The following is a 21,127-nucleotide window of genomic DNA, read 5'->3' as shown; positions in this document are numbered from 1 at the left end:
GGGCCGGGCTCACCGAACGGACGTGCCGGAGGCCGTCTCACCGACGGCCGCCGTGCGGACCGCCCGAACTACTTGATCTTCGTGCCGGCCGACCGCAGGTGCTGCGTGGCCTCGACGACGCGCCGGGCCATCGACGCCTCGGCCAGCTTGCCCCAGGTGCGCGGGTCGTAGGTCTTCTTGGAGCCGACCTCGCCGTCGACCTTCAGGACGCCGTCGTAGTTCTTGAACATGTGGTCGGCGACCGGACGCGTGAAGGCGTACTGGGTGTCCGTGTCGATGTTCATCTTGACGACGCCGTTCTCCAGCGCCGTCAGGATCTCCTGCTCGCTGGAGCCGGAGCCGCCGTGGAAGACGAAGTCGAACGGGCCGGGAGAGGCGGCCTTGCCGTACTTCGCGGCGACGCCGTCGTTCAGCTCCTTCAGCAGCTCGGGACGGAGCACCACGTTGCCCGGCTTGTACACGCCGTGCACGTTGCCGAAGGACGCGGCCAGCAGGTAGCGGCCCTTCTCGCCGAGACCGAGCGCCTCCGCCGTGCGGATCGCGTCGTCGACCGTCGTGTACAGGGAGTCGTTGATCTCGTGCGAGACGCCGTCCTCCTCGCCGCCGGTCGGGGTGATCTCCACCTCAAGGATGATCTTGGCGGCGCGGGCGCGCTCAAGGAGTTCCTGTGCGATGGCGAGGTTGTCGGCCAGGGTCTCGGCGGAGCCGTCCCACATGTGGGACTGGAACAGCGGGTTCTGCCCGGCCTTCACGCGCTCGGCGGAGATCGCGAGCAGCGGACGCACATACCCGTCGAGCTTGTCCTTCGGGCAGTGGTCCGTGTGCAGGGCGACCGTCACCGGGTACTTCTCGGCGATGATGTGCGCGTACTCGGCGAGGGCCACCGCGCCGGTCACCATGTCCTTGCTGTACTGGCCGCCCAGGAACTCGGCGCCACCCGTGGAGATCTGGATGATGCCGTCGCTCTCCGCCTCGGCGAAGCCGCGCAGAGCCGCGTTCAGGGTCTGGCTGGAGGTGACGTTGATGGCCGGGTAGGCGAACTTGCCTGCCTTCGCCCGGTCGAGCATCTCGTTGTAGACCTCGGGGGTTGCGATGGGCATCTGTCCGCTCCTTGAGTGTGCGGGTCGGCGATCTGCGTACTACGGCCCTGACCTAGACCTTGAGGGTGACGTCATCGTCGTCCCCATCTTTCCAGACATGAACCCCTGCTCGGCGCCCCGGCCGCGCGGTCACCGGGTCGTGGCCGGCTGCGTGCGTCAGTCCAGCCCCAACTCGTCCTTCGAATAGGCGAACAGGTAGGGCACGCCCGCGCCCTCCCTGATCTTCTCGGCGGCGCCCGTCGCCCGGTCCACGATGGTCGCGACGGCGACGACCTCGGCACCGGCCTCGCGCACCGCCTCCACGGCGGTGAGCGGCGAGCCGCCCGTGGTGGAGGTGTCCTCGACGACCAGCACCCGGCGGCCCTTGATCTCGGGTCCCTCGACGCGCCGCTGGAGGCCGTGCGCCTTGGCGGCCTTGCGTACGACGAACGCGTCCAGCCGGCGGCCCCGCGCGGCGGCGGCGTGCAGCAGCGCGGCGGCGACCGGGTCGGCGCCCATGGTCAGGCCGCCCACGGCGTCGAAGTCGAGGTCCGCGGTGAGGTCCAGGAGCACCTGCCCGACCAGTGGCGCGGCCTCCCCGTCGAGGGTGACGCGGCGCAGGTCGACGTAGTAGTCGGCCTCCAGACCCGACGACAGCGTCACCTTGCCGTACACCACGGCCTTGTCCTTGATCTGCTGCAGCAGCGCGCCGCGTACGTCCGTCATGCCGACCAGCTTAGAGGCGGCGCCAGCGCCAGGTGGTCGTGGCCTCCAGCGGCTCCAGCGGCGTGACCAGGTGCGGCCGGGTGTTGAGGCCGTTGGGCGGGCCGGTCTGCGGTTCGACGCACACGGCGGCCTCCTGCTCGTCGTAGACGACGACCCACTGCTCCGGGCTGGCCACCGTCAGCTCCAGCCGTCCGGGCCAGGTGAGCGTGACGTCGACGCCGTCGGGCATGCCGAAACAGTCGTCCCAGGGGCCGGGGCGGGGGGCGACGCGGTTGCCGGTGGGCAGGTGGTCGGCGCCCCGCTCCTCCTGCCAGGCGGGGCTGAAGTCGAGCGTTACGTCCTCGCCGTCCAGGTTCCGGTTGAACCAGGGATGCCAGCCGATCTGCGCCGGGAAGGACGAGTCGTACGTCTCGACGGACATGGTGAGCGTCAGGGCGTCCTCGGCCAGGGCGACCATCTGGGTGACACGGCCGGAGTAGGGCCAGGGCTCGACCAGGTCGTACGTCATGACCGCCTCGTCGGTGCCGACGCGGGCGGTGTGCCAGGCGCCGTCTCGGGCGGTGCCGTGGATGGCGTGCGGCGGGGAGTTGAGCGGCATCTGGTACTCGGTGGCGCCGTTCAGGAAGCGGCCGTCCCTGATCCGGCCGCACCAGGGGACCATCGGGAAGCAACCGAACCGGTCGCCCTGCCGGAGGAGTTCGGTACCGGCGATCCGGAGCCCTGCGACCCGGCCGCCGTTGCCCGGCTGCAGTCTCACTTCCGCGTCACCCGCGGTCAACGTGATGGGTTCGTTACTCACGGCACGACCCTACTGGGCCGACCAAGCCCGCGGTCCGCCGACCGTCTCCGGAGCCGGTACGGGGCTACAGCGACCGCGCGGCGGCGCGTGATCCGCCTCCTACGCACTACGACCACTCACCACACGCATGCACCGCAGTGCGGCCCCGCCGGTCACCGTGGCGACGACCGCCCGGCCTCCTCGGGCCCCAGGCGCAGTGTCCAGCGGCGGTCCGACGCCGGACGCGTGCGCATTCCGCCACGGCGGTCCGGCACCGCGGACGGCGGCGCCGGGGCGCGCGCGTTCCGCCGCAGCGGCGGGGCCCGGTCAGCGGCGTCTGCGTAGTGCGCGGCCCACCACGATCGCAGACGCCAACGCGAGCGCCGCCGCCGGCGCAGCCCACCGCAGCGCCGAGTGTCCGGCAACCGTCTCCGGAGCCGGTACGGGGGCATAGCGACCGCGCGGCGGGGCATGGTCCACTTCCTCCGCGCTGCGGCCGATCATCGTCCGGCGCGCATGCGCCGCCTCGACCGACGGGCCGTCGGTGGCGAAGCCCGCGGAGCCTTCCTCGTCGGCCTCGGGGGCGAGCGAGGGCGGCGGCACCTCGGTCTCGAACGCGGAGGCCGCGCCCTCCTCCTCGGCCCCGCCGTCGGCCTCGGCTTCGGTCCCCGGCTCGGGCCTCGGCTCGGTTCCGCCCGCGCCTTCGGCCTCCGCCGCAGGCCCGGCCGCTTCCCGGGACCCGGTCCCTTCCGCCGACCCGCTGTCCTCCCCCGGCCCGGGCTCCCGCAGGGGCTCCGCAGTGTCGGGGTGGGCCGGTGGCGGCGGCGCGAGGGACTCCACAAAGCGGTTCAGCAGCCGGGTCGCCGCCGAACTCACCGTGTCCTGGGGCAGTTCGGCGATGCGTCCGTCCGCGGTGGCCGTGCCGTCGACGGTGACCGCGGTGCCGCCGTCGGTGTCCCGGAGGCGGAAGGTGAGGGCGAGCTTGACCGCGCCGCTGCCGCGGGCCTCGGTCGCCTCGCCCTCGACGGCGTACGACCCGTCCTCACGCGGCGAGACGCGCAGCGACCCTCGGTAGGTGATGGAGCGGCCGCCGACGCGCAGCTTCAGCCGCCCGGCGACCGGATCGGCACCGGCGTCCTGCTGGAGCCCGGGAACCGCCCGGGCGATGCGCGCGGGCTCGGCGAGCGCCCGCCTCAACCGCTCGACCGGAACCGGAACCAAGACCTCATGCTCCATGTCGGCTGAGCCTACCCACGAGCGGACGATACGTACCCTCCTGCGCGCGGTCCGGTCGTCAATAGCGCGGATGCACCAGCGTCGACGGCGGCACCCCGGAGATCCGCGTACCGGCCGCCGCGCGGGCGTCCGCCGCAAGCCCCTGCGCGGTCAGCGTGCGCAGCCGCGGCCCGGACGGGTCCAAACGCAGCGGCGGCGGCGCGGCGCCCGGCAAGGCCAGCACGAAACCCCAGTCGTACGGGGTGCGGGAGGCGCCCGCGGGGCGGTCGGGCCCCGTCGTGAAACCGTTGTCGCGGCCGAGCACGCGGTACGGCGAGGTGCCGAGGCCGGCCGCCCGCATCGTCGCCTCCACCGTCCAGAAGACCCGGGCCCCGGCCGCCACCGGTCCTGCGTGCACCGCCAGCCGGCCGTCCTTGGCCAGCACCCGGCGGGTCAGCCCGTAGAACTCCTCCGAGTACAGCTTCGTACTGGCCGTGATGCCGGGGTCGGGCAGATCCGCGATCACGACGTCGTACGCCTCCGTGGGAGCCCCGCGCAGCCAGCGGAACACGTCCTGTGTCATGACGTGAACGCGACGGTCGCGGTACGCGTGGCCGTTCAGTGCGGACAGCCCCGGGTCCTGGCGCGCGAGCCGGACGACGCCCGCGTCTGGTTCCACGACGTCGACCCGCCGCACGTCCGGGTAGCGCAGCGCTTCCCGCGCGGCCAGCCCGTCTCCGCCGCCGAGGACGAGTACGCGCGCGTGCGGGCCCGCCATGGCCGGATGGACCAGCGCCTCGTGATAGCGGCCCTCGTCCCGGCCGTCGACCCGCAGCCGGCCGTCCAGGTACAGACCGAGCGGGTGGCCGCGGGTGCCGCCGGTGAGCACCACCTCCTGGACGTCGGTCTGGACGGCGACGCGTACGTCCCCGCCGTACACCGCCTGCCGGGCGAGGCGTTCGAAGTCGTCGACGAGGACGGCGGCGAAGGCGAGGACGCCGAGGACGGTGAGGTTGGCGAGCAGCAGCAGCCAGCGGGCGCGGCGGGTCAGGTCGTGGCGGAACAGGCCGAGGATCAGGGCGCCGCCCGCAAGGGCGTTGACCGCTCCGGTGAGCAGCGCACCGGTCAACTGGCCGAGGAACGGCAGCAGTAGGAACGGGAAGGCGAGGCCGCCGACGAGCGCGCCGACGTAGTCCGCCGCGAACAGGTCGGCCACCGCACCGCCCGCGTCCTGCCGTCGGATGCGCTGGATCAGCTCCATCAGCAGCGGCACCTCGGCGCCGATCAGCAGGCCGATGGCGAGCGAGAAGGCGACGAGCAGACAGCGGGGGCCGTTGACCCACAGGCCGCCCCAGTCGCCGGTCCAGGCGAACATCGCGTACAGCGCCATCGCGCTGCAGCCGCCGACCAGGGCGAGGCCCGCCTCGACGGCGCCGAAGGCGGCGGCCGCGTGCCGGCGCAGGCCCTTCGCGGCGAGCGAGCCGAGGCCCATCGCGAAGACCATGACGGACAGCACGACGGACGCCTGGGTGACCGAGTCGCCCATCAAGTACGAGGCGAGGGCGACGAGTTCGAGCTCGTACACGAGTCCGCAGGCCGCGCAGACGAAGACGCCCGCGAGGACCAGGAACCGTCCGGTCGCCGGCCTTACGGACAGCCGCGCGGGTCCGCCCCGGAACGGCGGGGCACTCGGAGGGGCGGGGGCGTGCGATTCGATCACTCTGCGACGTTACGTCACATGACGCGCACGCTTCGTCACCCACACGTGTGGAACTTCCCGCGAATCACGCATGGGGCGTTTATCCCGCCGCGATCGGTGCGGAGCCCTGGCCGGTCTCCGCCGCGGGCACCGGCACCCGCACACCCACCCGGGTTCGCGTGGCCACCAGTTGACCGTCCTGCGGATACGCGTGCCAGGTGCGCCAGTGCACCTGGCCCTCGCGGCGCTGGGCGAGCATCGCCGTGAAGGCGTACGGGCTGCCGGGGAAGACGCCGGCCAGCCCCTGGGGGTGGTCGGAGACCAGGGCGAGCAGTTCCTGGGCGCGGCCCGCGAAGGAGCCGGGCGGCAGAAACTCCACGCGGGCCGCGAACTCGTATTCCCAGTCGCCGACGCGCTTGGCGACGCCCAGCGGCAGCGGCGTGCTGGATCCCGGAATGCACGCCACCGTCTCCGAGCAGCCGCCCCGCTCCTCCTCCAGGAGTACCTGGTGGGACGCGCCGAGCAGTCTCATCTGGAGCTTTGCCCCGGTCAGTTCGAGATCGAGCGTGGCGAGGGCGGGAAGCGGCTCGCGCCCCAGCGCCCAGGCTAGGTCGGCCGCGCGCGTGTCGGTGTAGGAGGTGGTGAGGGTCGTGAGCATGGGTCGGCTCCGCTAACACACAAAGAAGAAAGAGGGAGTGTGGTCCGGCACGCCTCGGTCGGCACCGGGTGATCGGCCACATCAGCCCGGTCGGCCCGGCCGGCCCAGCCGGGGAGCGGGGTGTCTGCCGGACGACCGAGGGGCTGCGTCGGTGTTTTAGAGGGAATCACGAACTGTGCTGTCGCCACAGCGTTTTTACCCAACTTCGTGCGGTTTCCATCCCTCAGAGGGCTCCACAGCTCAACTGTTCAACCACGGCGTACGCCGGGTGCGTTCTCCATATGGCTGAGCGCCCGTCGGATGCCTTCGCCCGACGGGCGCCCGGTGCGCGGCCCGGACCGCGGTTCCTGGTGTGCGGTGAAGCTCGGCTGCCCCGTGTCAGCTGCCTCCGCCGCACCCGCCCCCGCCGCCGCACGACGACCCGCCGCCACAGGAGTGCCCGCCGTGCCCGCCGTGCCCGCCGTGCCCGCCCGAGGACGAATCGCCCGACGAGCCGCCCGAGTCACCGGCCCACCAACTCGTCCCGCCGGCACCGGCCGAGGACGAAGACGACGACGAAGACGAAGACGAAGACGAAGACGACGACGAACGGGACACCCGGCCGCGACGCTTCCCGGCCTGCGCCCCCTTCCTCGCCTGCGCCCCCTTCCTCACCGGTGCACCCTTCTGCGCCGGCGCACCGTTCTTCGTCTGCGCCCCCTTCTTCGTGCGTCGGCGCGATCCACCTGTCACAGACCCGATGACCAGGATCACGATCACCGCCAGGATGATGCCGAAGACCATGGCGCCACCCTCCTTTCGTTCCCCCGAAGCGACCCCCCGTGGGCGCCTCGCCTGGTGCGTGACTGCTGTGTGCACGGGGGATGCCCGGCCGTCCGCAAGCCGAAAGCAGAGTTGAGGAAGTCCAGAGCTTCGGCGCAGGATGGCCGGCATGACCTCCAGCGCACGCCCACTGCTCAACCGCCGGCTCGCCGAGTTCGGGACGACGATCTTCGCCGAGATGTCCGCCCTGGCGGTGCGGACCGGCTCGATCAACCTGGGCCAGGGCTTCCCCGACACGGACGGCCCCGACGAGGTGCGGGAGGCGGCCGTGCGGGCGCTGCGCGAGGGCCGCGGCAACCAGTACCCGCCGGGACCGGGCGTCCCCGAGCTGCGGACGGCGATCGCCGCGCACCAGGAGCGCCGCTACGGCCTGGTCCACGACCCCGACACCGAGGTGCTGGTGACGGCGGGCGCGACGGAGGCGATCGCGGCGGCGCTGCTCGCGCTGCTGGAACCCGGCGACGAGGTCATCGCGTTCGAGCCGTACTACGACTCCTACGCGGCGAGCATCGCGATGGCGGGCGGCACCCGGGTGCCGGTGACGCTCCGCCCGCACGAGGGCGGCTTCCGCCTCGACCTCGACGAGCTGCGCGCCGCGGTGACGGACCGCACCCGGCTGCTGCTGGTCAACACCCCGCACAACCCGACCGGGGCGGTGCTCACCCGGGAGGAGCTGTCCGCGATCGCCGCGCTCGCGGTCGAGCGGGACCTGCTGGTGGTGACGGACGAGGTGTACGAGCACCTGGTGTTCGACGACGCGGAGCATCTGCCGCTGGCCACGTTCCCCGGCATGCGCGAGCGCACACTCACCATCGGCTCCGCCGGAAAGACCTTCTCGTTCACCGGCTGGAAGGTCGGCTGGGTGACGGCCACGCCCGAGCTGGTCGGGGCCGTGCGTGCGGTGAAGCAGTTCCTGACGTACGTGGCGTCGGGGCCCTTCCAGTACGCGGTGGCCGAGGCGCTGGCCCTCCCGGACTCCTACTTCGCGGCCCTGCGCGCCGACCTGCTGGCCAAACGGGACCTGCTGGCGGCGGGCCTGACGGAGGCCGGCTTCCAGGTCTTCCGGCCCGCCGGCACGTATTTCATCACCACCGACATCCGCCCGCTGGGCGAGAAGGACGGCTTCGCCTTCTGCCGCGCCCTGCCGGAGCGCGCGGGCGTCGTCGCCATCCCCAACGCCGTCTTCTACGACGACCGCGAGGCCGGCGCCCCCTTCGTCCGCTTCGCCTTCTGCAAACGGCAGGAGGTCCTCCAGGAAGCCGCAAACCGCCTGCGCCGCCTGTGACCGCGGGCCCGACGTACGACCGCGGGCGGGCCGCGGCCTGTCATGTCGCCGCGCCGGTGGTCGGTGGGGCGTACCCGCTCGGGCGCACACTGCTCGCGTCCCCGGGCGCACCGCTGCAAGCTGCGGAAATGTGAGCCACGCCAGTTCCACCTTCGTCCCTGCCGCTGCCGCGGCGTCCCAGGAGCCCGGTCCCCGGGAGCGCGCCCGGACCCGGCTGTCCCTCCTGACGGCGAGCGGGGTCGCGCTCGGGGTGTTCGCCCTCGCCCGGCTCGCCGGGATCGCCGTGCTCGCCGTGGCCGCCTGGGCCAGGGACCAGCAGCCGCTGGCGCTGCTCGGCCGTTCCTGGGACTCCGTCTGGTACCTGGGCATCGCCGCCCACGGCTACGGCCGCACCCTGTTCTTCGAGCCGACGGTCATCCACAGCGACCTGGCGTTCTTCCCGCTGTACCCGGCGCTGGTGCGGGTCGTGACCGCCTTGACGCCGTTCGGCGGTGGCGCCGCGGGACTGCTGGTGTCCTGGACCGCGGCCGGGATCGCCGCCTGCGGCATCCACGCGGTGGGGGCCCGCCTGTACGGGCCGGGCGTGGGCACGGCGCTGGTGGTGCTGTGGGGGCTGCTGCCGCACTCCGTCGTGCTGTCGATGGCGTACACGGAACCCGTGCTCACGGCGTTCGCGGCCTGGTCCCTGTACGCCGTGCTGGCCGGGAACTGGATGTGGGCGGGCGGCCTGGCCGCGCTCGCCGGGCTGTCCCGGCCCAATGGCATCGCGGTCGCCGCGGCCGTACTCGCCGCGGCGGCCGGCGAGGCGTACCGGATCCGCCGGCACCGCGGCCGGTTTTCCCACAGGCTGTGGACGGGCGCGGCGCTCGCGCCCCTGGGCTGGGTGGCGTACGTGCTGTGGGTGGGCCTGCGCAAGGGTGACCTGTTCGGCGGCTACTTCGAGGTGCAGCGGCTGTGGGGATCGAGGTTCGACCTCGGGCGCGGCGCGCTGCACTTCGTCCGGGGGCTGCTGGTGCAGGACAACCGGCTGGTCTTCCCCATGGCGCTGTCGATCCTGGCGGTGGCGGTCCTGCTGTACGCGCTGCTCGTCGTGGACCGCGCCCCGCTCCCGCTCCTCGTGTACAGCGGCGTCCTTCTGCTGATCGCGCTCGGCGGCTCCGGCTTCTTCGAGTCCAAGCCACGCTTCCTGCTGCCCGCGTTCCCGCTGCTGGTGCCGGTGGCCCGGGCGCTGGTGCGGACAGCGAGAGCCCGGCCCTGGCACGCCACCGTGGTGGTCTGCGGCCTGGCCGGGCTCTCCTTGGGGTACGGCGCCTACCTCGTCGTGCTCGCTCGCACACCGTTGTAGACCGCCGTGCCGCCGTATGTCACCGTGCGGGGCGAGAGGTCACTCCTCGCCCTCGGGCTTGTCCGCCTCGTTGACCTCCTCTTCGAGGCCGAGCTGTTCCACCAGCCACCGGTCGAACTCGATCGCGGCCCGCACCCAGCTGACCGTCGAGGAGACGAAGTGGTTGAGGTCGACGCCGGTGCCGATCAGCATCTGCGCCTCGCCGATGAGACGGACGGTGCCGTCGTCGTGGGTGTGCGTGTACACCTTGGGCCACAGCGTCCTGCGGTTCCAGTCGTCCACGGACTCCAGGAGCTGCGGCTTCTCGTCGATCTTGTGGGGCCGGTCGTAGAAGGTCCGCACGGAGAAGACCGCCTGTTCGGCCTCCCCACGGAACATGAAGTACGTACGGAACTGCTCCCACGGCGCCGCGAGGTCACCCTCGTCGTCGACGACGTACTTGAGCTCCATCTGGTCGAGGAGCTGCTTCACGAGGTCCTGATCCGGGACGACGGGGCCCGCCGGTCCTTGGGGCTGCGGCTCGGGCTGGCCCCCGAAGTTCGGAATCGAGGACGGGTCGATGCTCACCGTGATTTTCCCTTCGTGCGGATTCCGCCATCCTCCCCCATGCAGGGAGGGGGGTGGCAAGCCCAGACGTGGCCTGTCGGCGCTCGGCTGACAGGATCTGGCCGCTGGGTGACGCCGCGGTGAGCGGACGGGGGACGACGGCGGGCGTGCGGACCGCGGCAGCGGCCGACCGGGCCGCCCGGATCCGTACGCCGATCAGGTCCGCGCCGGTCCGTACGCCGCGCCGATGCGGGACGCAGGCCCATGACGGGGCCGCACCTCACCGCACGGCGCCACGGTGCTGCACGGGCCGCCACCCGGACGAGATCGAGTCCGCCCGCCCCGCGTCTTCGGGGTACGGGCGCACCTGCCGTTGACCGTGTCGCGCAGCGCCTGGCCCGCCTCGGTGAGCCGGTAGTCCACGCGCGTAAACGGTCCGGCGGCCCGCACCCGAAGGCGTGACGCTGTTGGCGAATTGCCGGGCCACTACTGCGCCCCACTGGATCACCCGGTGGGGCGCAGTGCTGCTAAGGGGCTGATGCGGGTAGGAGCGTGGGGTTTGCCGGTCAGGTGTGCGTCGATACGGGCAATGTTGATCGCTGCCGCAGTGAGCTGGTGCTGGAGGCTTGCTTTGGCCAGGCCGCGGTAGCGGGATCTGCGCAGGCCGTGGGCGATGACACCTTGAGAGATGGTCCCCTCGACACCGGCGCGGATCTTGTAGCGGTCTTTCCACTCGTCTGTCTGCTGGAGTGCGCGGGCCTGCTGGAGGGTTTCGTGTTCAGCACGCGGCCGCAAAGTGAGTTCGCGACGCACGAGCCTGCGGCTTCCGGGCTTGGAGTTGATGCACTCCGGCTGCCGGGGACACGGTTTGCAGTCGCGGGGCGAGAACTGAACGCGGATGACGGGTGCACCGTGCTGACTGCGTGCCTGGCGCCAGTAACTGCTGGTATGCCCATCCGGGCAGCCTGCCTGCTGCCGGTCCCAATCGATGGTGAACGCCTCTTGCCCGAAGGTGGCCGCGCCTTTGGACTGGGCGGACGTGACAGATTTGAGCGGGCCGTGAAGAGCAACGCCGTGATCTTGGTGGGCGGCGGTCAGGGCAGCGGCGTTGGCGTAGCCGGCGTCGACCCAGTGCTCTGCGGGCAGCAGGTCCCGTGCGGCAAGGCCGGCATGGGCCGTGGCGGCCATGTGGTCGTCGCTGACCGCGCCGTGGGTGGTTACCACGTTGGTGATCAGGTGGGCGGTGTCCGGCTCGCAGGTCTCTGTGAGGTGGACCTTGTAGCCGTCCCAGCGGATCTCTCCCTTCACTCCGTTGCGGGCCTGGACGTCATACGGGCTGGCCAGGCGTGTGGCGCCCGGCGGCCGGTCTTTTGGGCCCCGCCGCCTCACCTCGCCCTCGACGAAGTGGAAGTGCTGAACCCACGCCTGCCGCAGAGTCTCCGCCTCGGACAGCTTCCGCAGCCCCGGCGGTGCGTCGGCTGCCCAGACCAGCCGCAACAGGTGCATGCCGTCGGTGCCGATCCGCTCGTAGAGCTGTGTGCGCCTGGTGCGGTCCCTGGGAAACCGCGTCTCGTCGGCCCGGGTGGCGTAACGCCTGAACCAGTCCGGCAAGGCCCGTGCCCGCAGCCAGTCCGGTTCCACACGTGCCACCGCGTTGAGGGCTGATCGCAGGCACTCGGACACCAGCTCCAGCTGATTCAGCTCACGTACCGCCGAAAGTACATGGGTCGAATCGGTCCGTGCTCTGCCGCCACCGGCCACCAGCCCGCGTTCCCGAGCCGCGGCCAGGACGCCGTCCAGGACCTCGCGTCCACCCTCGGCGCCGATCAGCCGGTCCCGGAACTCGCAGAGCACCGAGCAGTCGAAGCCGGGATCGGTCAGTTCCAGCCCGAGCGCGTACTTCCAGTCGATCCGGGCCCGCACCGCCTCGGCGGCCTGCCGGTCGGTGAGGTTCTCCACGAACTGCAACACCACCAGAGCCAGCTTCCCCGGTGACCAGGCACGTTTGCCCCGCGCAGGGAACAGGCCCGCAAACTGCTCGTCCGTGAACAACACGCCCAGCTCGTCGCGAACCCTGATCGCCAGACTGCCTTTCGGGAACGCCGCCCGCGCTACCCGCACCGTTTCCGCAGGAACTGCTCCCGGCATCAGCGGTTTCATCGACACTCGAACCCCACCCCAAACACAAACGTCGGTCTCCAAGACCACAACCAGGTCTTGGAGACCGACGTCACACACGAGCCCAGCAATTCGCCAACAGCGTCCCGAAGGCGTGGGGCGGGCCGTCGTTCCCGTGGGGCGGTCAGAGGGTCTTGCCGGTGGCCGGGCCGACCAGGAGGCCGTCGCCGAAGGCGTCCACCCGGACCGTGTCGCCGTCCTTGACCTCCCCGGCCAGGATCTCCTTGGCGAGGCGGTCGCCGATGGCGGTCTGGACGAGGCGGCGCAGCGGCCGGGCACCGTAGGCCGGGTCGTTGCCCTCGTCCGCGAGCCAGGCCAGCGCCCCGGGGGTGACCTCCAGGGTGAGCCGGCGTTCGGCCAGGCGGGCCGCCAGGCGGTCGATCTGGAGCCGGGCGATCCGGGCCAGTTCGTCCCTGTTCAGGGCCGAGAAGACGACCACGTCGTCCAGCCGGTTGAGGAACTCGGGCTTGAAGGAGGCGCGGACCACCTCCAGCACCTGCTCCTTCTTCTCCAGCTCGCTGGTGGTCGGCTCGACCAGGAACTGGCTGCCCAGGTTCGAGGTCAGCACCAGGATCGTGTTGCGGAAGTCGACCGTACGGCCCTGCCCGTCGGTCAGCCGGCCGTCGTCCAGCACCTGCAGGAGGATGTCGAAGACCTCGGGGTGTGCCTTCTCCACCTCGTCGAGCAGCACCACGCTGTACGGGCGGCGGCGCACCGCCTCGGTCAGCTGCCCACCCTCCTCGTAGCCGACGTACCCGGGGGGCGCGCCCACCAGCCGGGCCACGCTGTGCTTCTCGCCGTACTCCGACATGTCGATGCGGACCATGGCCCGCTCGTCGTCGAAGAGGAAGTCGGCGAGCGCCTTGGCCAGTTCGGTCTTGCCGACGCCGGTCGGGCCGAGGAACAGGAAGGAGCCGGTGGGCCGGTCGGGGTCGGCGATGCCGGCCCGGCTGCGGCGCACCGCGTCGGAGACCGCGCGCACGGCCTCGGCCTGGCCGATGAGCCGGTGGCCCAGTTCGTCCTCCATGCGCAGCAGTTTCTGCGTCTCGCCCTCCATCAGCCGCCCGGCGGGGATGCCGGTCCAGGCGGCGACGACGTCGGCGATGTCGTCGGCGCCGACCTCGTCCTTCACCATGGTGTCCCTGGCGGCCTCTTCCTCGGCCTCCGAGGCGGCCTCCAGCTCCTTCTCCAACTGGGGGATCTCCCCGTACAGCAGCTTGGAGGCGGTGTCGAAGTCGCCGTCGCGCTGGGCGCGTTCGGCCTGGCCGCGCAGGTCGTCCAGCCGTTCCTTCAGTTCGCCGACCCGGTTGAGGGACTGCTTCTCCTTCTCCCAGCGGGCGGTCAGGCCGCGCAACTCCTCCTCCTTGTCGGCGAGGTCGCGGCGCAGCTTCTCCAGGCGTTCGCGGGAGGCCGGGTCGGTCTCCTTGCTCAGCGCCAGCTCCTCCATCTTCAACCGGTCGACGGCACGCTGGAGTTCGTCGATCTCGACGGGCGAGGAGTCGATCTCCATGCGCAGCCGGGAGGCGGCCTCGTCCACCAGGTCGATGGCCTTGTCGGGCAGGAAGCGGGAGGTGATGTAACGGTCGGAGAGCGTGGCGGCGGCCACCAGCGCGCTGTCCGCGATCTGCACCTTGTGGTGCGCCTCGTAACGGCCCTTGAGACCGCGCAGGATGGCGATGCTGTCCTCGACGGTCGGCTCGGCGACCAGCACCTGCTGGAAGCGCCGCTCCAGCGCCGCGTCCTTCTCGATCCGCTCGCGGTACTCGTCGAGGGTGGTGGCGCCGACCATGCGCAGCTCGCCGCGGGCGAGCATCGGCTTGAGCATGTTGCCGGCGTCCATGGCGGAGTCGCCGCCCGCCCCGGCGCCGACGACGGTGTGCAGTTCGTCGATGAACGTGATGATCTGCCCGTCGGAGTCCTTGATCTCGGCGAGGACGGTCTTCAGCCGCTCCTCGAACTCGCCCCGGTACTTCGCGCCCGCGACCATCGCGCCGAGGTCGAGCGCCACCAGCCGCTTGTCCTTCAGCGACTCGGGCACGTCGCCCTTCACGATCCGCTGCGCGAGGCCCTCGACGACCGCGGTCTTGCCGACGCCGGGCTCGCCGATGAGCACGGGGTTGTTCTTGGTACGGCGGGACAGCACCTGGACGACCCGCCGGATCTCGTGGTCCCGCCCGATGACCGGGTCGAGCTTGCCGTCGCGGGCCGCCGCGGTGAAGTCGGTGCCGAACTTCTCCAGGGCCTTGTACTGGCCCTCGGGGTCGGCGGTGGTCACACGGCGCCCTCCCCTCGCCTTCTGGAAGGCCGCCTGGAGCTTCTTGGCGTCGGCGCCCTGCCGCGTCAGCACCTCGCCGGCCGCGCCGCCCTTCGCGGCGATGCCGATGAGCAGGTGCTCGGTGGAGAGGTAGTCGTCGCCGAGTTCCTTCGCGCGCTCACCGGCGTCGGCGAGGACGGCGAGCAGTTCGCGGTTGGGCTGCGGGGGCGCGACGGTGGACCCGGTCACGCTGGGCAGTCCGGCGAGCACTCGCTCGACCCCGGAGCGCACGGCGGCCTGGTCGGCGTCGACGGCGGCGAGCAGATCGGTGATGTTCTCGTTCTCCTGCCCCTGGAGCAGAGCCAGCAGCAGATGAGCAGGTGTGAGGTCCGGGTGCCCCTCGGTCACGGCCTTGTTGCTGGCCGCGTTGATCGCGTCCCGGCTCCTGTTGGTCAGCTCGGCGTCCACGTTCGCGTTCTCCTCCTCGGCGTCGGCTTGTCGGCCACGTCTCCCAGTGCTGACTTAACTAACGTACACAAAGTTGAGTCTATTCCACTCAAGGCGATGCGCGGGAGCCTTCGGTGACTACCGTGCGAACATGAGCCGACCCGCCGTGGAATACGCCGTGGACCTCGACGCCCCGCACGCGTCGTACCTCGCCTTCTGGCAAGAGCGCCACCTGTGCACGCTGACCACCCTGCGGCCCGACGGCAGCCCGCATGTGGTGCCCGTCTCCGTGACCTTCGACCCCGCGGCCCGGCTGGCCCGGGTGATCACGAACGGGGCGAGCGCCAAGGCGGGGCATGTCGTCGCGGCCGGCCCGGCCGGCGCCCGGGTCGCGGTCTGCCAGGTGGACGGCCGCCGCTGGGCCACCCTGGAGGGCCGCGCCTTCGTCCGCACCGACCGGGAGCGGGTCGCGGAGGCGGAGCGCCGCCACACCGAACGGTACGAGCGGACGCCGTCCCCCAATCCGTCCCGCGTGGTGATCGAGATCCAGGTGGAACGCGCCCTGGGCCGCGGGTGACACCGAAGCGCGAGACGCCGGACGCGCACAACACCGGAAGCGGGCGACGCCCAAGCGCGAGACACGGACGCGAGCGACACCGGACGGACCTGACACCGGAAGCAGACGACACCGGACGCGCCCGACGCCGAAGCAAGTCGGACCGACCCTGGACGCGGTAACTGAACGCCGGCGACACCGAAGCGCGAGACGCCGGACGCACACGACGCCGGATGCGCTTGGCACCGGAAGCGGGCGACGCCCAAGCGTGAGACGCCGGGCCCAGGTGACACCGACGCGCCTGACGTCGGATGCGGGGACGCCGGACGTATGTGAAGTCGAGGTGGGCCGGGTGGGGGCCTCTTCGGGCAGGTGGTCTTCGGGGCCTTCCGTCACGGGGCGGCCATCGTCCCCGGGGTCGCCGCGGGCCGGAGGAGGACGGGTCGCGCCGGGGTCAAGCCTCATTCCCGGCCGAGTCCGCATTGGGCCGTACACAGTTTCGGCCAGCGTGAGAACGCGTGGATGTCACGAAATATCCCCGGAAACTACAGCGGCGTCACCGTGTTCAGGTCACGGTGACGCCGCTGCGGGGGGAAGCGCCTGAGCGATCTTTTACGACGGGGGAATCGCGTCAGGCACTGCGGGGGGTGGCCGAGATGGTCCTCAGATCCGAGACCTCCGGCTCCGCGAGCCGGTGGTCCCGTTGGTCCAGGTTCACAAAGATCATTCCGTACCGGATGGCACATCGCACAGGCTGCGGCGCCCCTCGGGGCTTCCTCAGACACCGGTACGCCCGCACGTCCTCTTCCTCGTCCCGCGTGACGACGACCGGCTCGCCGAACACGGTCACCATCAGCGAGTCACCGCTGTGGGGGATGGCGGTGACCAGGTCGATGAAGTGCCAGCCGGAGCGATAGGCGGTCGCCATCTCACGGCGGAAGGATCGGTCGTCGGGTGGAGTGGTCACGTCAGCCTCCGGCTCCATCTGCCGGCGGGAGCGGCCACGAGGTGTTGTCCTCGCCCTGCGCGACGATCGGCCAGCTGGTGTTTGCCCGAACATCGCTCTGCTCGCCGGAGAAGCCGCCCAACACGCCGACGGCCACGAGGGCGGAGAAGGCAACGACAAGCACCGAGCCAAGCATTTTCTTACGCATAGTCGGCTTCGTCCTCACTCGAAGGTCCCCTTTTCCCCCGTCGGGTATGACGATGGCTCATTCGGGCACGTCATGGCCACACAATCGGTGCATCATGTTCCTGCATGTTCAGGACCCTGGGGGGTGGAGATTTGGCAACGAATCACATAAAAGCGACACATCCCCATGCTGTGACGGAACTGTGTGAGGACGGTGGCCGCATCTACGCCGCAGCTCTACGCACCGGACGCGTCGCGCGCACAGATGTGGAAACCGCCCCCTGTCTCGTGGAGTTCGGCCTGCTCCAGCCGGACCCGGACGACCCGGACCAGTTGCGTCCGGTATCCCCCGCGGTCGCCCTGGCGCAGCGTCTGAGCCCCATCGAACGCGAGATAACCGAGCGCCGGCGGCTGACCATCGAACTGGCCGGCGCCTTCGAGCCGTTCATGGCGCTCAGCACACAGGCCACGACCAGCAGCGACTCGGTGACCCTGCTGGAGGGCAGCGAACGGATCAACGCCGCGCTCAACCTGGCCACCGAGCAGTGCCGCACCGAAGTACTCACGGTCCAGCCCAGCGACCGCATCTCCGAACGCAGCGTGCTCAAGGGCCTGGAGCGCGACCGGCCGCTGATCGAACGCGGCGTCCGGATCCGCACCCTGTACCAGCACACCGCCCGCCACAACCCGGAGAAGCTGGCCTACGCCGCACACCTCGCCGACGGCAAGGCGGAGTACCGCACCATCGACGAACTGGTGGAGCGCCTGATCATCTGCGACGACACGGTCGCCTTCATCCCCATCCGCGACGACCAGCAGGTCGCCCTGGAACTGCGCCAGCCGGGACTGGTCCGCTACCTCGTCAAGGTCTTCGAGTTCATGTGGAGCCGCGCCGTCCCGCTGGGCACGGACGGACCCTACGAGCCGGCCCCCGACGGCATCACGGACATCCAGCACTCCATCGCCAAGCTCCTCGTCGAGGGCCATGTCGACGAGGCCATCGCCCGCCGCCTCGGCATGAACGTGCGCACCTGCCGCGCCCATATCGCCAAGCTGGCCCAGGCCCTGGGCAGCGGCAGCCGGGCCCAGCTCGGCTATCTCATCGCACGCTCGGGGATCCTTGATCAGGAAGGCTGAGCGCGCTTTCGCCCGCGGTGCGCGGCGGACCGTCCAGGCCCACCTGGGCGATGCGCACGCCCAACTGGGTACGGCTGGCCGCGCCGAGGGTCTCCGACAGCCGGGCGATATGGGCACGGCAGGTACGGACGCTGATGCCGAGGCGCTCCGCGATGACCGCGTCCTGGTGGCCCTCCGCGAGCAGCGCGGCGATGGACTGCTCACGGTGCGAGATGCCCTCGATGCCGGTGTCGGGGAGCGGGGCGGTCAGCGGGATCGCCAGCCGCCACAGCCGCTCGAACACCGTCACCAGGTAGTCGACCAGCGCCGGGTGACGCAGCTCCAGCGCCATCGTGCGGTCGGTGTTGGCCGGGATGAAGGCGACCGTGCGGTCGAACAGGATCAGCCGGTCGATGACCTCGTCCAGCGTGCGGGCCTCCACCGTGCCGCCCATCAGCTCCAGGTAGTTGAGCAGTCCCTGGCCGTGCCGCGCCACATGCGTGTACAGGTCGCGCATGCGCACACCCCGGCCGCGCAGCGCCAGCGCCCGGTGCAGTCCCTCGGTCAGCTCGGCCTCCCGCCGGATGCCGCCGGGCTGCACCGTCAGCACCTCGGTGGTGCAGGCGTCGGTCGCCTCGTCCATCGCCGCCTGGATCCGGGACAGCCCGTCCAGCACCCGGATCGCGGTGCCCTCGGCCGGGGCGTACGAGGGGGCCTGGAGCTGGCGGCCGAGACCGGCGTACCGCTCGAAGGCGGCCACCGCCGAGCCCACCCGCCGCTGGCTCTCCTTGACCTCCTCGTACACCCCGCGCAGCAGTCGGCTCATGACCTCCTGCGGCGAGGTCGGCACCAGCCAGTCCATGTCGTCCGGGTCCGGGTGCAGCAGGGCGAGTTCCAGCAGACAGGGCACCGGCTCGGCCTCCGCGCGCGGCACGCGGCCGCGCCGTACGGCCCGGGAATACACGCGATCCCCGGCTTCGCACAGGCGGTCGGCACCATGTGGATGCTCCTCCGTTCCGCACCCGGCCATCGCCCATTCCACCCCCGGTTGCTGCCACTTCCGCAGCGCAACTATGCGCGGCGCCGACCGGCTCCGCAACACGGCTCTTCCCGCCGTACCCCGGGAAAAACACCGGTATCTCCCGCTTCCTCCCAGGGCTCCCCGACCCCCTCCACACCCATCTGAGCCCCACCCCCACCACCCCAACCACCTGCGAGAACCCGTGAGTGATCACCCCTCACGCCCCGCACCCACCCCGTCACCCCCACATTGACCAATCCCCAACCCCACCCGCCCCCACGGACCAACCACCCCGCAGCCCACCGCCCAACAACCGACCACGGCCCACACAACGGGAGTTGCCCAAGCAAAGCGCGGCGGACAGTCGCCGCCCGACACAGCCGGGCCCACACCCGAGGCTCAGCAACGGCAGCAAACCCCCTGCGCCCCTCGGGAGCCCCACAACAGACCCCAGGATCCTTGGACTTGGCCCGCCCCGGTGAGGTCGGCGCAGCCGTTGGCGCTACTTCAGGCCGAGGGCGTCGCAGGCCGTCTTGTACTTGGGGGTACAGATGTCGGAGATCTTGTAGATGCCGTCCGCGACGACCGTGTCGTCGATGTTCTTCTTGGTCATCGCGCTCACCTGGACCAGCTGGGCCGGGATGCCCTTGGTGGTGGGGCTGTCCACCGTGTCGCGGGTGAGCGCGTCGAACTGGATGCCCTTGCCCTGGACCTTCGCGACCGCCATCTCGGCGGCCGATTCGGCCTCGTCCGGGTAGGGCTTGTAGACGCTCATGTACTGCTCACCGGCGACGATCCGCTGCACCGCCGAAAGCTCCGCGTCCTGCCCGGTGATCGGCGGCAGATCGGCCACCCCGGCGGCCTGGAGCGCCTTGATGACGCCGCCCGCCATACCGTCGTTGGCGGAGTAGATGGCCGCGATGTTGTCCTTGCCGATGTCGTTGATCGCGCGAACCATGTTGGCCTCGGCGTTCTCCGCCTTCCAGTCCTTCGTGTCGAAGGATGCCGCGATCGTCACCTTGCCGTTCAGCTCGGACAGCGCGCCCTGCTTGAACTGCTTCGCGTTCGGGTCGGTCGGCGAGCCATTCATCATGACGACCTTGTCGGAGGAGTCGATGTCCGTGCCCAGCGCCTCCAGCAGGGACCGCCCCTGCGCCTCACCGACGAGTTCGTTGTCGAAGGAGATGTACGCGTCGATCGGCCCCTCGGCCAGCCGGTCGTACGCGATGACCGGGATGCCCGCCCCCTTGGCCTTCTTCACCTGTGCCGCGATGGCGTGCGCGTCGACCGCGTCCAGCAGGATGACATCGACCCTGTCGTCGATCATCTTCTGCATCTGCGCGGCCTGCTTCGCCGCGTTGGCCCCGGCGTTGGCGTATTCGACCTTGCCCTGCTGCTTGGTCAGCGAGGCGACCTTCTCCTTGATGATGGGGTGGTCGAACTTCTCGTACCGCGTGTTCGCCGTCTCCGGCAGCAGCAGGCCCACGGTGATGTCGTTGCCCTTGGTCGGGCTCGCGTCGCCGGAGTCCCCCGTCGCGTGCAGAACGCCACAGCCGGCGAGCGACAGGACCATCGAGGATGCGGCCACGGATATGGCGATACGACGCATTCGGGTGCTCACTTCAGGTGCGTTCGGGACGTGGAGGCTGCATTGCGGCGCAGATGACTGAAAAGCCAACGCGCCGACACCACCCGCGTCAAGCGGAACCGCTTAACGAGTACGCAACACCACGCCCGAAGACCTTGTGAAGGTCTGGCGGAATCTATGCCAAACACTCTTTACCGGCCCTCCACCCAAGGGAGTTCGGGTGAAGGCCGTCAGTCGTTCTGCTGCCGCTTCGGCCGCCACACCACGAGCGCGCTGGTCTGCTGGACCTCCTGATACGGCACCAGGTCCCGGCGGTAGGAGGCGTGGACGGCGGCCTCGCGCTGCCGCATGGTCGCCGCCGCGCCGTCCAGGGCCGCCTCCAGTTCCGCGACCCGGGACTGGAGCGCGGCGACCTGGTTCTCCAGCTCGATGATGCGCTTGATACCGGCCAGGTTGATGCCCTCGTCCTGCGACAACTGCTGCACCTGACGGAGCAGTTCGATGTCGCGGGCCGAGTAACGGCGGCCCCGTCCCGCGGTGCGGTCCGGGGAGACCAGACCGAGCCGGTCGTACTGGCGCAGCGTCTGCGGGTGGAGTCCGGAGAGCTGGGCCGCCACCGAGATGACGTAGACCGGGGTCTCCTCGGTCAGTTCATACGGGTTACGTCGACGGCCGTCCATCA

At 70.9% G+C, this 21,127-nt stretch carries 18 protein-coding genes; 4 read left to right on the top strand and 14 right to left on the bottom strand.

Annotated features, from left to right (window positions below; translation table 11 throughout):
• Positions 1-68 precede the first annotated feature (68 nt).
• The 6 genes from fbaA to ACFYTE_RS26855 all read right to left on the bottom strand — a co-directional run bounded on the left by fbaA (position 69) and on the right by ACFYTE_RS26855 (position 6,155).
• On the bottom strand, positions 69-1,100 hold the full coding sequence (gene fbaA, locus ACFYTE_RS26880) for a class II fructose-bisphosphate aldolase (protein WP_388715413.1): 1,032 nt from the start codon (positions 1,098-1,100) through the stop codon (positions 69-71).
• Positions 1,101-1,256: 156 nt separating this feature from the next.
• Positions 1,257-1,805 carry an orotate phosphoribosyltransferase gene (gene pyrE / locus ACFYTE_RS26875; RefSeq protein WP_388715410.1) on the bottom strand — a complete coding sequence of 183 codons (549 nt, stop codon included), beginning with the start codon at positions 1,803-1,805 and terminating at the stop codon, positions 1,257-1,259.
• 10 nt (positions 1,806-1,815) lie between these two features.
• Complete coding sequence (locus ACFYTE_RS26870; protein ID WP_388715407.1) at positions 1,816-2,604, bottom strand: aldose 1-epimerase; 789 nt, start codon at positions 2,602-2,604, stop codon at positions 1,816-1,818.
• 306 nt (positions 2,605-2,910) lie between these two features.
• Positions 2,911-3,819, bottom strand: a complete 909-nt coding sequence (locus ACFYTE_RS26865; RefSeq protein ID WP_388715404.1) for an SRPBCC domain-containing protein — start codon at positions 3,817-3,819, stop codon at positions 2,911-2,913.
• Between the two features lie 58 nt (positions 3,820-3,877).
• Positions 3,878-5,518 (bottom strand): polyamine aminopropyltransferase, encoded by a 1,641-nt coding sequence (locus ACFYTE_RS26860; protein ID WP_388715401.1) that lies wholly within the window; start codon positions 5,516-5,518, stop codon positions 3,878-3,880.
• A gap of 79 nt (positions 5,519-5,597) precedes the next feature.
• Complete coding sequence (locus ACFYTE_RS26855) at positions 5,598-6,155, bottom strand: DUF2617 family protein (RefSeq protein WP_388715398.1); 558 nt, start codon at positions 6,153-6,155, stop codon at positions 5,598-5,600.
• 922 nt (positions 6,156-7,077) lie between these two features.
• Here ACFYTE_RS26855 and ACFYTE_RS26850 point away from each other — a divergent pair.
• Together ACFYTE_RS26850 and ACFYTE_RS26845 are read left to right on the top strand one after the other, a co-directional pair.
• Entirely contained in the window at positions 7,078-8,262 is a 1,185-nt protein-coding gene (locus tag ACFYTE_RS26850) for a pyridoxal phosphate-dependent aminotransferase (RefSeq protein WP_388715395.1), read from the top strand.
• A gap of 130 nt (positions 8,263-8,392) precedes the next feature.
• Positions 8,393-9,607 (top strand): hypothetical protein, encoded by a 1,215-nt coding sequence (locus ACFYTE_RS26845; RefSeq protein ID WP_388715392.1) that lies wholly within the window; start codon positions 8,393-8,395, stop codon positions 9,605-9,607.
• Positions 9,608-9,646: 39 nt separating this feature from the next.
• Here ACFYTE_RS26845 and ACFYTE_RS26840 read toward each other — a convergent pair whose 3' ends face one another.
• The 3 genes from ACFYTE_RS26840 to clpB all read right to left on the bottom strand — a co-directional run bounded on the left by ACFYTE_RS26840 (position 9,647) and on the right by clpB (position 15,053).
• Positions 9,647-10,174 (bottom strand): YbjN domain-containing protein, encoded by a 528-nt coding sequence (locus ACFYTE_RS26840; RefSeq protein WP_351731306.1) that lies wholly within the window; start codon positions 10,172-10,174, stop codon positions 9,647-9,649.
• A gap of 483 nt (positions 10,175-10,657) precedes the next feature.
• On the bottom strand, positions 10,658-12,319 hold the full coding sequence (locus ACFYTE_RS26835; protein WP_388715389.1) for an IS1182 family transposase: 1,662 nt from the start codon (positions 12,317-12,319) through the stop codon (positions 10,658-10,660).
• Positions 12,320-12,455: 136 nt separating this feature from the next.
• Complete coding sequence (clpB, locus tag ACFYTE_RS26830; RefSeq protein WP_388715386.1) at positions 12,456-15,053, bottom strand: ATP-dependent chaperone ClpB; 2,598 nt, start codon at positions 15,051-15,053, stop codon at positions 12,456-12,458.
• Between the two features lie 130 nt (positions 15,054-15,183).
• Between clpB and ACFYTE_RS26825 the strand changes: the two genes are divergently transcribed.
• A complete protein-coding gene (locus ACFYTE_RS26825) occupies positions 15,184-15,609 on the top strand; it encodes a pyridoxamine 5'-phosphate oxidase family protein (RefSeq protein ID WP_388715383.1) in 426 nt (141 codons plus the stop codon).
• A gap of 610 nt (positions 15,610-16,219) precedes the next feature.
• On the opposite strand, the gene ACFYTE_RS26820 is transcribed toward ACFYTE_RS26825, so the two are convergent.
• Together ACFYTE_RS26820 and ACFYTE_RS26815 are read right to left on the bottom strand one after the other, a co-directional pair.
• On the bottom strand, positions 16,220-16,516 hold the full coding sequence (locus ACFYTE_RS26820; RefSeq protein WP_388715698.1) for a (2Fe-2S)-binding protein: 297 nt from the start codon (positions 16,514-16,516) through the stop codon (positions 16,220-16,222).
• A gap of 40 nt (positions 16,517-16,556) precedes the next feature.
• Positions 16,557-16,742, bottom strand: a complete 186-nt coding sequence (locus ACFYTE_RS26815) for a hypothetical protein (RefSeq protein ID WP_388715380.1) — start codon at positions 16,740-16,742, stop codon at positions 16,557-16,559.
• A gap of 104 nt (positions 16,743-16,846) precedes the next feature.
• Here ACFYTE_RS26815 and ACFYTE_RS26810 point away from each other — a divergent pair, with 104 nt between their 5' ends.
• The gene (locus ACFYTE_RS26810) at positions 16,847-17,857 is read left to right on the top strand and encodes a helix-turn-helix transcriptional regulator (protein ID WP_388715377.1); all 1,011 of its coding nucleotides are present in this window, start codon (positions 16,847-16,849) and stop codon (positions 17,855-17,857) included.
• Here the strand turns inward: ACFYTE_RS26810 and ACFYTE_RS26805 are convergent.
• The 3 genes from ACFYTE_RS26805 to ACFYTE_RS26795 all read right to left on the bottom strand — a co-directional run bounded on the left by ACFYTE_RS26805 (position 17,820) and on the right by ACFYTE_RS26795 (position 21,125).
• Entirely contained in the window at positions 17,820-18,866 is a 1,047-nt protein-coding gene (locus ACFYTE_RS26805) for a LuxR C-terminal-related transcriptional regulator (protein ID WP_388715374.1), read from the bottom strand. The two genes, ACFYTE_RS26810 and ACFYTE_RS26805, sit on opposite strands and share 38 nt — an antisense overlap.
• 493 nt (positions 18,867-19,359) lie before the next feature.
• Positions 19,360-20,466: a sugar ABC transporter substrate-binding protein gene (locus ACFYTE_RS26800; RefSeq protein ID WP_388715695.1), complete on the bottom strand. Its 1,107-nt coding sequence runs from the start codon at positions 20,464-20,466 to the stop codon at positions 19,360-19,362.
• Positions 20,467-20,675: 209 nt separating this feature from the next.
• Complete coding sequence (locus tag ACFYTE_RS26795; RefSeq protein ID WP_121891550.1) at positions 20,676-21,125, bottom strand: heat shock protein transcriptional repressor HspR; 450 nt, start codon at positions 21,123-21,125, stop codon at positions 20,676-20,678.
• Positions 21,126-21,127: the final 2 nt, after the last annotated feature.

This window comes from Streptomyces sp. NPDC004629 (assembly GCF_042873595.1).
Classification (GTDB): Bacteria; Actinomycetota; Actinomycetes; order Streptomycetales; family Streptomycetaceae; genus Streptomyces.
The sequence above is the reverse complement of the archived record's forward strand: the minus strand, read 5'-3'. Positions and strand labels throughout refer to the sequence as shown.